This is a genomic window from Oligella sp. HMSC05A10 (assembly GCF_001808335.1).
Taxonomy (GTDB): domain Bacteria; phylum Pseudomonadota; class Gammaproteobacteria; order Burkholderiales; family Burkholderiaceae_B; genus Oligella; species Oligella urethralis.
The window spans coordinates 1-11,834 of record NZ_KV792858.1; the positions used below are offsets into that span (position 1 = coordinate 1).

Here is an 11,834-nt window from a genome sequence, read left to right on the forward strand (position 1 = left end):
AGGAAGTTTGAGGGGTTATTGCAAAGGTCTCAATGTTTATTACTAACGAAATAAAATAAACAGGAAGTAACCACAAAGATCGCTAACACAATAGTGAATATTTTTTCTTCAAATATTTCGAAAAAATAGCCGCTTACCCCTCCCCCTATGGAATATCCAATGATATGAACAACTGCAATTAAACTGGTTGTGAAGCCTTTATCTACATTCTTCCCCGCCTCTATAGCAATATGCAGGTAAAGTGGATATAAAAGTGTTACCCATAAAACAATTAGTAAAAAGGAAAAGCCGATAAGCATTGAGGAAGGATAAATTGTGAGGAGGTAGATTGCGCTAACAAAAATCACCACTATTGGAAGCAACAAAAAGGGGTTTTCGCGGCATTTCGGCAATAAATAAAGTTGCGCTAGTATGATTGTAAAAGAGCAAATTATCAGTAAATAGGTTATGTACTGCGTGACTTGCTCTGTTCGCCAATGTAATGTCTCTATAAGCCAGATGGCAAGAATGAATTGGAACATCCCAAAACATATTTGTGCTAATAACGCTATGGATAATATTAGTGCTAATTCATTATTTATGTAGATACGATTGAATCCCTCTCCCGTAGAGACTTTATGCCTACCACATGTATTATTTAACTCTTTTAAATGTAGAACGGCATATATTAAAAAAAAGCTGAATGCAGAAAAAAAAGCGGGAGCTGAGTTTGATATAAATAGCAACAAAAGTGAAACCAAAGGGGCACTTAGTCTGCCTACTGACAAAGCCACTGATAATCTGCTATATCCTGCAACTTTATCAATAGCTACTGCCCCTATCATAGCTTGGGATGTTGGCACTAGAGTACTGGCACTCATCCCATAAATTATACGGCTAAGAAGAAACAAATCAGCATTAACATTAGATGACAGTAAATTAGCACAAATAATAAACAAAATACCTTGACTAACCCCCACCATTAACAGAGCACACAATAAAACCTTCTGATACCCAATCTCTCTTTGAATTAACCACCAAAACGGAATTCCTAGTAGAAACAGAGCACTCCCTAGCCCCATTATCTTGTTAAAGTCAGTGATATTTAAGATAGTATTTTCTAAAAGAATTGGTTGTATTACCCATAAAACCCCTTGACTGAACCCAAAAGTAGCGCAGATGCAGAGTAAAGAACCTTGAACAGATAACGTTTTAATACGGGAATACATATGACAAGAGTTATCTTAGATTGACATTGTTTGTAAACTTATGTTAAATATAACACAAACAATTATCATTCTCATAATTAGTTTGACATTTATTCTCATAGCGTTTCAGCTCATGGCCATGAAAAAGAAAACAACTAATGATGCAATAGTGGTAGCACAAAACAGCCTCTTAAATGCCTTAATAAGAGAATGGAAAGAGTGGAGTTTTGTTATTGAGCCAGAAGAAAACAAAGAATGTATTTTGTTAAAACTACCAACACTTAATTTAGAGCTATTATTACCTCTTTCATACAAATCGGACTTTCATTTGCATAATTTTCAAGAACCTTTATTTGCCAGGTTTGAGCAAAATAATTGGTTCCATGCAAACTACCTAATGATCTGCAATTGGATTTCTCAAGAACCTTTATTGGGTTCTTTTCTAAGCAAATGGTCAACTCAGCAACCATACTCATATCATGCAAAATTTCAGGAAAGAGTAGCTAATAGTTTAGCGTGCATCACAGAAAGTATTGAACACTATAAGCCACCAATTGAGCATACCTTTTTAAGTAGCGAACAAAGTTTGATTTTTGGTCATAGCGCTCACCCATATCCTAAGTTCAGGGAGGGCTTTTCGCTAGTTGAGTCTTATGCGTATCTACCAGAGTTTCAAGCAAAATTCTCTTTGTGCTATATAGCGGTTAGTGCAGAGCTACTGTGGAGCAATAATGATTCAAAAATGGATGAACTCCGCAATAGCGTAATATTTTTAGAGTCGAATATTTTAGCCTTATGTCCTAGAGGGTTTCATGCTTTCCCCATGCATCCTTGGCAATGGGGAAAATTAATTCAGCTTCCAATTATTCAGCAACATATATTCAACAACAAAATTAAATGGTTAGGAATGGGAGAAAAAGAATGGTTTCCTACAACATCTGTCAGGGCAATATATAATCCAGATACTCCCTATATGCTAAAATTTTCTTTATCTACCAAACTCACAAATTCCATAAGAGTCTTAAAATCATCTGAAGTATCTCGAGGTTATTGGTTACATAAAGCCTTCCAAAGTCAGTTGGGACAAAAGCTTCTAAGAGAGGCCAAAACATTAAGAATTCTTTATGAGCCTGTCGGCTTCGCTATTAAAGATAATAATGATCTACCCATACCAGAAACTTTTGCTCTTCTCAGAGACAACCCATTTAATTCTAATAGTAAAGTATTTTCTATTGCCAGTATCGCTCAAGAAGGAATAAAGAGTAATCCATCCCTTTTAGTTAATTTAGTGCATCAATTAGCTAATGCTAAAAATTTTTCTTTGCAGGAAAGTGCTGAAAATTGGTGGAAAACTTTTTTGTGCCGCGCTATAAAACCGTTTTTGATAGCCTTAACAAAATATGGATTCGTATTTAGTGCACATCAGCAAAATATGTTGGTAGAGACTGAGCATGGTCTGCCGACTACAGTTTACTTTCGTGATTGCCAAGGAACAGCATTTTCTAAAAAAACCATACAAAATCTGTCAAAAGAAATCCCTGGCTTTCCTCAAAAATCTGACCTAGGGCTATCCACAGAGGATGTGAATGTATTAGCAGCTTATTACTTATTTGTCAATAATGTATTTGCTTTGGCTAATGCGCTAGTTAGAGAGTCTTTGCTAGATAGGGAACACACATTACTCATATTGCGACGATTTTTACAAAATCTGGACACTAAAAATTCTGAGTTTATTTCTTTTCTTCTTAAGTCTACTTTCTTGTATTCCAAAGGAAATTTGGTATTGGGTTTGCTAGATATTAATGAAACTCAGTTCCCTGAAGCATCATTTTCTTCCTATACGAAGATTACGAACCCATTGTGCGATGAGGAGTTTGCGAGTGACTTTACATAAATATCCACTAATTTCAATTTCCACAGAAATTAATAGCATAGAGTTACTGTGTAAATATTTAATGAGATGTTTTGAAGAAAAAAAAGAAAAAAAACTCCAAGTAATGTTCCCTAGCGGAAAAGAAGACTTGCTAGCAGACGCTCTCATGCATGGATTAATTCAAAAGGTTGATGGAGACCATTTCGCACGTCTCTCCATGGTTTGGCAACACCCTTTTAGTGGTATGTGTAATAACAAAATCACACATTATCCTTATGTCCACGTGGTTGATAAGGGTATAGGCCATCCGATGCGTCCTCCGACTCCTAAAGGATTTGTTTACTCTAGATATATCCCTAAAATCTCAAAGACAATTAAATTTGAAACATTAGATATAAATAAACATTTCCAAATATTCCATGACTGGATGAATCAACCTCGTATAAATAAATTTTGGGAGTTGGCTGGCGATGAAAACCAGCACAGACAATATATACAAAAGATAGATAATGATACTCATACTCACGCAATTATTGCCTATTTCGATGATGAGCCATTTGCATATTTTGAGATATATTGGGCGAAAGAGGACAGAATTTCAGCATACTACTCGTCTCATGATTATGACCGCGGTCTTCATGTTCTGGTTGGTAATATTAATTTCCTAGGCAAGAAGTTTTTTGAGCACTGGATTATCTCTCTTATGCATTACACCTACATTAGTGAAACAAGATGCGAAAAGTTAGTTGGAGAACCGAGAGTTGATAATTCTACTTTTATCAAACAATTATCGAATTATGGATGGAGTCATCTAAAAGAGTTTGACTTCCCTCACAAACGCGCAGTTTTTCTACTAAGCGAAAGAAGTTATTTTTTCCGATTTTTAGAGGAAAAGCTGTAAGCATGGATATATTAATATGGGAACGCTGTGTTCAGAAGTTTGCAGCAAAACTACTTTCCGAGTTTAGCTTTGAAGGGCTACTATCCCCAGAAAAAGAAAATGAAGGTCACTTCAAAATAGGCTTAAGTAACGCTGATTATTTATTCGAAGCGAGGGAAAGCTTATGGAAACAGGTTATCGTTAATGCTGGCAGCATTAGGAGAAAACAAACTAAGTCTACTGAGGCAAGTTTATTAGGGGATATACTCGTCTTATTAAATGATATACAACCGCTAATGCCTTGCTCGAGCTTAACATGGAGTCAGTTTGTAAACGAGTGTATCAATACATTATATTCCGACTATCAACTATCGATAAAGCACTTACTATTTGCTGACGAGGATTGGTCTAATTTACCAACCAATATATTGCATAGTTTATTGGATGGGCACCCAAAGGCTCTTACTAATAAGGGTAGGGTTGGCTGGGGAGCTTTCAATTTAAAGCATTATGCTCCAGAAGCACAAAGCTCCTTTCGTTTAGTTTGGATAGCTATTCGCAAGCACCTTGTTGAAAGCAGCATATCAGAAGATCTTTCTTGGGACTCTCTCTACCAAGAAAGCTTAAGTATCAGAGAGTTACATGATATTAAGATAAAACTTAATAATTATGAAGACTATTTGTTAATGCCAGTTCACCCTTGGCAATGGGACCATATGATTGCTTTGCAATTCGTACATTATGTCGCAAATAAAAGTATTGTTTATTTAGGTGAACTTGGTGACTTTTATCAAGCACAACCTTCGTTGAGGACTTTAAGTAATACTACATATCCTAAAAAAAAGGATATTAAGTTAGCACTAACAATTCTTAATACATCAAGTTACAGAGGTATGCCCGGAAAGTACTTAAAAATAGCTCCAAAATTATCTGCCTTTTTAAAAAAAGTAGTTAATGATGACGATGTATTAAACAAATATGTTCGAGTTCAAGCAGAGCCTGCAGGATTATTTGTACCCCATCCTTTTTATGAACAGCAAGAAGAATGTGCTTATCAATGGAAGGAGTTATTAGGTGTTGTTTGGAGAGAGTCAGCACATAGTAAGTGTATCGAAAACGAGACTGCATATATGGCGGCAATTTTACATCAATTACACCCGTCAGGAGTAAGTTTAGTTGAGACTTTGATTACCAACAGTCAATTATCTGCTGAAGAGTGGTTAATTAAATTGTTTGATTGCACTGCAATCCCATTATGGCATTGGCAATGCGCATATGGACTAGGTTTCATTAGCCATGGTCAAAATTTACAAATTATTTTTGAAAACTTTATTCCAAAAGGAATTCTGATAAAAGATATACAGGGTGATTTATTTGTCACTGAAGATTTTCCCTGCCCACCATTGAAAACAATACCAACGGATATCATCCAAATTCTGCCTAAAATGCCTCCCCACTATCTAGTGCATAATTTATGGACTGGTTTTTTTGCAAGCGTGTTGAGGTTTACATCTTTTTTGCTATCAGAGAAAAAAATATTAGATGAAAAGCAGTTTTGGCAATTGCTTAGTAAGAGACTACAGATATATATGGAGCAAAATCCAGACTTAAAGCAAGCTTTTTCTGCATATGATTTGTTTTGCAAGTCTATGCCTAGATTGTGTATTAATAAAGCAAGGCTAGTTGCTGGATACAATGATACTGCAAGTCGTCCAGTTCATAGCAGAGGGCAAGATATTTTAAATCCACTATACATAGTAAAGGAATCTTATGATATATGACTTATTAGGAATTGGTATTGGTCCTTTCAATCTTAGTGTCGCAGCGCTAATGAGTAAAGTGGATAAATCTAGTCTTTTTCTAGAGCGTAAGAGCGAATTCGGTTGGTATCCTGGGATGCTTTTACCGAATACATATTTGCAAATTTCTTTTCTTAAAGATTTAGTAACTGCTGCTGACCCTACCAGCCCATACTCATTTCTGTCCTATATTATTCAAAAAGGGAGATTTTATCGATTTATCAATGCAGAATACTCATTCATTGAACGTAAAGAATTTGCTGATTATCTATCATGGGTAGCAACAAACTTAAGTAATTTAAAATTTAATCAGAATATCGAAAAAATAGAATTAACAGATAGAGCTTTTACTGTTCATAGTCAAAACCAAACATATCTTGCCAAAAACCTTGTCATTGGAACAGGAATAACTCCAAACACTCCAGATTTTTTAAAGCATCTACCAACAGAAAAATGCTTCCATAGCAATGAGTATATGATGCGCAGACAAGATTTTTCAGGTAAACGTATTGTAGTTATAGGTGGCGGTCAAAGTGGTATTGAGATATTACTTGACATAGTAAAAAGTTGTCCATCCGTAGAATCTGTGGTTTTATTTACGAGAAGAAACTCCCTCGAAGTATTAGATGACTCTCCTTTTATTAATGAATTCTTTTCTCCTGATTATGCTCACTACTTTTATAAATTAGATTCATTACAAAAAAAGAAAATTGTTGATCAGCAAAAATTTGCCTCGGACGGGGTATCTAGAAACTCGCTAATTGAGCTTGTGCAATTGCTTTATTCTCACGATTTTCTGAACCCATCCTCTCACAGAAAAGTTAAAGTATATCCGAATCACGAGGTAACCCTTGTTGCAAAAGATAATTCGGCATTAGCACTTCAAGTCAGGGATAATAACAGTCGGAAAAACACATTATTTAATGCTGACATTGTGGTTTGTGCAACGGGATACAAGACATACATTCCTGAAGTTTTCTCTCCATTTTTTGACAATTTACCTAAAGACTCTTTAGGTAACATAGAAATTCGTGATGACTTTTCAGTTAATTACACATGGAAACACGGAGGAAGACTATTTATACAAAACCAGTCGAGAAATACTTATGGTATCTTTGACTCTCAAATGTCTATGACTGCATGGAGGAGCGCAAAAATCATTAATAGTTTATTAGGTAGAAATGTGTATTATGAAAACGATATTCATGCTGCCTTAAACTGGGAGATGAGATAGATGCGTACTTCTCTCCTTAGCATTCAAAATCTTTCTTTGTCTTATCAGCATAAACCCATTATTCAAAATATAAGTTATTCCTTTCAACAAGGAAGAGTCTATGCTTTATGTGGTGCAAATGGTTGCGGTAAGAGCACCTTACTGTCTGCATTTATTGGGGTCATAAAGCCTGTGAATGGTAGCATTACACTGTCAGGAAAGGCCTTATCCTCATATAGCGATAAACAACGGGCACAACATATTAGTCTTTTAAGTCAAAGTCATCAAAGTGAATTGGATTTAACAGTAAGAGAGTTAGTGGCTTGTGGACGATATTGCCATGATGAGCAAGAAGATAACCCCCATCGCCAAGCAATGATTGATTATGCAATCAAACGACTACACTTAGATGGCTTAGATAATTCCACTGTCGGTGAGCTATCAGGAGGCCAGCAACAAAGAGCATGGATTGCTATGGCAATTGCTCAAGAAGCAAAAGTTCTTTTACTAGATGAACCTACAACCTATCTTGATATTCGTCACCAGATAGAGGTTTTAAAACAAGTTCGCGAACTGAGTCATCAAACTGGCATCACCATCATTTGGGTATTACATGATATCAACCAAGCATCTGCATTTAGTGATGAAATTCTTTTCTTAAAGGAAGGAAAAATTACTTATTCAGGCACGCCAGAAGAAGTTATGCAGGAAGAAATTTTATTGGATATTTTTGGTGTTGCAATGCCTCGTTTGACTAATAATAACCCCCCTATCTGCCTACCTCAATATGGATAAATAGCATGAAGAAATATGGGCTTATTCTACTCTGCTTTCTCTGTATGGGATTATGGTGTGTAATTAACTTGCTTAATATCCCTTCTGATCATTTAGGCGAGGTTTGGGTGCATTTAAAGTTTCCCCGCTTTTTTGCAGCCATCATTACAGGAGCCTCATTAGGTCTTGCAGGTTATTTACTGCAAACGATAACCCATAACCCGCTATCCTCCCCCTCTGTATTGGGAATTACCAGTGGTGGACAACTTGGATTATTGCTCAGTCTTTTATTGCCAGCTGCATTGAGACCCCTTAATCTCATTGCGGTATTTTTGGGCTGTTTATTAGGGGCGGTGATTACTTTTTTATTGGCTGGCAAAAGAGGTAAATCCTCTCTACGACTGATACTGGCTGGCACTGGAACTAATATTTTCCTTGCTGCGATTTGTAGTTTATTGCTTATTCTCAATGAAACGCACATTGCAGGTCTGGCTATCTGGCAAGCAGGCTCGCTATACCAAGCTAATCTACAACCCGTACTCTATTCATTTTTGCCTTTTTTGATATGTCTTGGCTTGGCTTATTACTTTCGCCAGAGTATTGCATTACTCACACTAGGAGATAGTGTTGCTTATATATTAGGATGCAATACACAAAAAACCCATCGAATTAGCTTTTTTATTGCTATATGTTTAACATCTTGTGCTGTAGTCCTTGCAGGACCAATCGCTTTTGTGGGTTTACTCTCACCGCATATTGCTAAATACTTAGGTTATAAGCATCCAATTAAAAAAATGCGAGGTAGTATTTGGGCAGGCATTCTAATTATGTTCATTGCTGATGCTATCATCCAAGCTGTCACTGCAACTTATTTGCCTTTAGGACTTGTAACGGCGCTGGTAGGTGCTCCCTTTCTTATTGCTTTAGTCTTAAAGAGTAAAGAGCATGATAAACCTCAGAAACAATTTGCTCACCGAGGACAAAACTCAATTCTAATTTGGTTATCCATAGGGTTACTTATTCCTCTCTTTATGTATATTGGCCTATATAAAGAATTAAGTGTCGATATCGAAAATCGTCTATTAATGGATGTGCGTATGCCTCGGGTGCTCTCCTCTTTATGCGTAGGTTCATTGTTAGCTGCGAGCGGATGGTTGATGCAACGGTTGTTTCGCAATGCGCTTGCCGTACCCGAAATGCTAGGTATCACTCAAGGTGCGGCATTAGGTAATTTACTCTTACTATTGTTTTTCTCTATCTCTTTAACAGATCAACTTTTAGCGAGTTTAATTGGTTCTCTAACGGTTATTGGTCTTCTAATATATTTGAATCGACAAGCTCGTCAATCATTTCGATTAATTATTTGTGGACTAGCCATTTCTGGCACTTTAGTAGCATTAACTACACTCATTATTATCGCTTTTAAGGTTCAAGCTACCCAAGCCGTCATATGGTTAAATGGTAGCTTATACGGTCAAACAATGACGAATTCAAATGTTTTGATTTTTTCATTATTGTTATTAATTCCAGTCTTCAAATTATTACCATCTATTCATTTGCTAAATTTGGGTGATAGCGTTGCCTTTGCATTGGGAGTTTCAATTTTCCGATTAAGAAATACTATCTTACTCTTAGTCGCTGTGATGACTGCCGTAAGTGTTGCTATGGTTGGCCCAATTGCTTTTGTCGGATTGATAGCTACTCATATAGCAAGACATTTTACTAATAAAACGAGTCAAGAATTTATATTATCTCTTTTTGTGGGAGCAACTTTATGTCTATTATCTGATGTAGTGGGTCGCTATCTTTTTTCACCTATTGATATTCCTTTAGGTTTAATGACGACACTACTAGGAGCTCCTTATTTGTTATACACATTAAGCAGAAAAGCTAGTTTAACGCCACGATGATTAAGCAGATTATGAAAAGTTATCTTCACTAAAGAGAGATGTATGAATATTAAACGTCGACAACTGTTAGGCTTAAGTTTAGCGAGTTTTATTTCCTATTATATCTACTCCAAACCCGTAGGATTTTCCACACCTACACAACAAAAACCACGTGTCGTGACACTAGAGTATCTACCAACAGAAATGTTGTTACAACTGGGTATCATACCTGTAGGTGTAGCCGATATTCGTGGATATAAGCGTTGGGTTGGTTATCAGAATGAACTATTAGCACAAAGTGTGTCGGTAGGAACTCGTCAGCAGCCTGTATTGGAATATATTGCTGCATTAAAGCCTGATCTAATCATCGGAGTTCAATTTCGGCATCTCTCTATTTTGAGCATATTAGAAAAAATTGCACCAACCCTTCTATTGCCTGATAACAATACGGTTAATGGGATGATTGAGTTACAGCAGAATTGGCTAGCTGTTGCGCGACATGTTGATTTAGAAAAGATGGCACATCAGTTGTGGGAAGATTTTGAAGAAATTTTAAAATCATTCAAACAGCGCCTAGATAGTCCAGAGGATGAAATGAGCATTTTACAAGGACTTGCTGGCTCGCCTCTTTTTTGGGCATTTCACATGAATAGCATTCCTGGCGCCTTAGTTGAATATATGGGATGGAAATTGCCTATATTTCTTAATCAAAGTAGTCCCCAAGGGATTTCTTATATCTCTGTAGAGCAATTATTATCTCAACAGGGTAGCTTAACAGCTATTACAGACACTAAGACAAATGGTGTTTCTAAACTAAAGAATTTGCCTGTTTGGCGCAATATCCCTGCCATTCAGAAGGGTAATTATAGAGAGCTTCCTTTGAGCATATGGCCCTTTGGTGGACTTATTAAGACATTAGAGATGGCAGATGCATTAACCTTGCAATGGGAGTTAACTCGCTAAGTTTTTTTATTAGGATTCCAATATACTCTTAGAACCATATCATCCACTGTTAGCTGGTAATTTTTTTCAAAAAATTGCCTTAGCAATTTCATTCCAAATGTGTTGAAAGCCCCCCAAACTTTATCAATCATCAATTGCTCTTTTTCTATGAACTTTTTGACTTCTTGCCCATAATGATGCAATGTCATGACAGAAAAGAAATGCATTTTTGTACCTTCTGGTATTAGACAGTCATCAAAATAGCAACTATCGGCTATATTAAGCATCTCTAATAATACTATAGGAGGCTCTGGATTCCTCCAGTTCTCCAGTATAGCTGCAATGGCGGGAAATGCTGTCTCATCTCCACACAACACTGCTTTACCCGTCATTAAATGATTAATTGACTCATTCCGCTCCCGTTGAGTAATTACATGCTGCCCAGGTTTTAATTGAGTAAGCCACTGGAAAGTGGGTGTGTTACCGTGAATAAAAAAGTCTATCTCAATATATTTAACTTCTTTGTTTATTCTTCTATATGTATATGCACGAAGCAAGGTTTCTCCTATAGCTAAGGTTGTGATAAATGCAGGTTTAATGTTTGTCGCTAAAGTGTCGTATTGGAGTTGTAATCTAACAAATGAAGGAGAAATGAAGCTTTTTTTTAAGACAATAAATAAACGATGTTGATTGATATTGACAACATTCTCACTTTCAGCCAAGAAACGTATATATAACTCACTAAAGCTATCCATAGGATGTTTATTTTTGTCAGGGAAAGCATAGAAAAAAAGATGAGGTGTATCTTCTAAATTATTCGCAACGTTAATTAAAAAGCCCTCGTAAAAAATGTCTTCTATAAATGCAATTTGAGCATGCCTGAAAGGAGTGTTAACTTTTACAAAAGAAAGAAACTCGTGATTACCTCCACCATTAAGGCTTTCAATCCAGTGATCTTTTTGCTCAGATTGGAAGGCAGTATAGCCATGGTTTTTTTGCATAAAACTATCCTAGAACTGCGGTTGTTATAATTTAGCCTGTGTAGATTCTTATGTAAATGATTTTCATTACATACATTCGGTTGTTTAACAATGATACTAAAAATCATTTAATACAGAACAGAAATCCTTATACGATGGACTCATTTTTTGGTTCTCAATGATGTCAAAATAGAGAATTTAAGCATAGAAAGCCACCTAGCGCTTAAGCTACCACAAAGCGCCTAGCCCTTTTCCTAAGTACCCATCGAGTAGGGTGAGGTTTGCACCTCATCCCTC

9 protein-coding genes are annotated in these 11,834 nt (G+C 36.3%); 7 read left to right on the forward strand and 2 right to left on the reverse strand.

From position 1 onward, the window contains the following. Positions 1-29: 29 nt before the first annotated feature. Positions 30-1,208 (reverse strand): MFS transporter, encoded by a 1,179-nt coding sequence (locus HMPREF3144_RS02395; RefSeq protein ID WP_070476193.1) that lies wholly within the window; start codon positions 1,206-1,208, stop codon positions 30-32. 118 nt (positions 1,209-1,326) lie between these two features. Here HMPREF3144_RS02395 and HMPREF3144_RS02400 point away from each other — a divergent pair, with 118 nt between their 5' ends. The 7 genes from HMPREF3144_RS02400 to HMPREF3144_RS02430 are packed head-to-tail and all read left to right on the forward strand — an operon-like array spanning position 1,327 to position 10,578. After that, the gene (locus tag HMPREF3144_RS02400; RefSeq protein ID WP_168163048.1) at positions 1,327-3,081 is read left to right on the forward strand and encodes an IucA/IucC family protein; all 1,755 of its coding nucleotides are present in this window, start codon (positions 1,327-1,329) and stop codon (positions 3,079-3,081) included. Continuing rightward, on the forward strand, positions 3,068-3,961 hold the full coding sequence (locus tag HMPREF3144_RS02405; RefSeq protein WP_070476197.1) for a GNAT family N-acetyltransferase: 894 nt from the start codon (positions 3,068-3,070) through the stop codon (positions 3,959-3,961). Before HMPREF3144_RS02400 ends, HMPREF3144_RS02405 begins: the two co-directional genes overlap by 14 nt. Before the next feature lie 2 nt (positions 3,962-3,963). Beyond that, the gene (locus HMPREF3144_RS02410) at positions 3,964-5,721 is read left to right on the forward strand and encodes an IucA/IucC family protein (RefSeq protein ID WP_070476200.1); all 1,758 of its coding nucleotides are present in this window, start codon (positions 3,964-3,966) and stop codon (positions 5,719-5,721) included. Next, positions 5,711-6,973 carry a lysine N(6)-hydroxylase/L-ornithine N(5)-oxygenase family protein gene (locus HMPREF3144_RS02415; RefSeq protein WP_070476204.1) on the forward strand — a complete coding sequence of 421 codons (1,263 nt, stop codon included), beginning with the start codon at positions 5,711-5,713 and terminating at the stop codon, positions 6,971-6,973. The genes HMPREF3144_RS02410 and HMPREF3144_RS02415 overlap by 11 nt, the downstream gene beginning before the upstream one ends. Then, complete coding sequence (locus HMPREF3144_RS02420; protein ID WP_070476207.1) at positions 6,974-7,747, forward strand: ABC transporter ATP-binding protein; 774 nt, start codon at positions 6,974-6,976, stop codon at positions 7,745-7,747. A 5-nt stretch (positions 7,748-7,752) separates the two neighbouring features. Next, positions 7,753-9,636, forward strand: a complete 1,884-nt coding sequence (locus HMPREF3144_RS02425) for an iron ABC transporter permease (RefSeq protein ID WP_083290362.1) — start codon at positions 7,753-7,755, stop codon at positions 9,634-9,636. 42 nt (positions 9,637-9,678) lie between these two features. Next, positions 9,679-10,578, forward strand: coding sequence for an ABC transporter substrate-binding protein (locus HMPREF3144_RS02430; protein WP_070476213.1), 900 nt, complete (start codon positions 9,679-9,681; stop codon positions 10,576-10,578). On the opposite strand, the gene HMPREF3144_RS02435 is transcribed toward HMPREF3144_RS02430, so the two are convergent. Further along, positions 10,575-11,558 carry a siderophore-interacting protein gene (locus HMPREF3144_RS02435; protein WP_070476217.1) on the reverse strand — a complete coding sequence of 328 codons (984 nt, stop codon included), beginning with the start codon at positions 11,556-11,558 and terminating at the stop codon, positions 10,575-10,577. The two genes, HMPREF3144_RS02430 and HMPREF3144_RS02435, sit on opposite strands and share 4 nt — an antisense overlap. Positions 11,559-11,834 lie beyond the last annotated feature (276 nt).

Bases quoted from the DNA above. Each gene is read 5' to 3' on its own strand.
- HMPREF3144_RS02395 (WP_070476193.1), bottom strand. From the start codon at position 1,208: ATGTATTCCCGTATTAAAACGTTATCTGTTCAAGGTTCTTTACTCTGC.
- HMPREF3144_RS02400 (WP_168163048.1), top strand. From the start codon at position 1,327: ATGAAAAAGAAAACAACTAATGATGCAATAGTGGTAGCACAAAACAGC.
- HMPREF3144_RS02410 (WP_070476200.1), top strand. From the start codon at position 3,964: ATGGATATATTAATATGGGAACGCTGTGTTCAGAAGTTTGCAGCAAAA.
- HMPREF3144_RS02415 (WP_070476204.1), top strand. From the start codon at position 5,711: ATGATATATGACTTATTAGGAATTGGTATTGGTCCTTTCAATCTTAGT.
- HMPREF3144_RS02420 (WP_070476207.1), top strand. From the start codon at position 6,974: ATGCGTACTTCTCTCCTTAGCATTCAAAATCTTTCTTTGTCTTATCAG.
- HMPREF3144_RS02425 (WP_083290362.1), top strand. From the start codon at position 7,753: ATGAAGAAATATGGGCTTATTCTACTCTGCTTTCTCTGTATGGGATTA.
- HMPREF3144_RS02430 (WP_070476213.1), top strand. From the start codon at position 9,679: ATGAATATTAAACGTCGACAACTGTTAGGCTTAAGTTTAGCGAGTTTT.
- HMPREF3144_RS02435 (WP_070476217.1), bottom strand. From the start codon at position 11,558: ATGCAAAAAAACCATGGCTATACTGCCTTCCAATCTGAGCAAAAAGAT.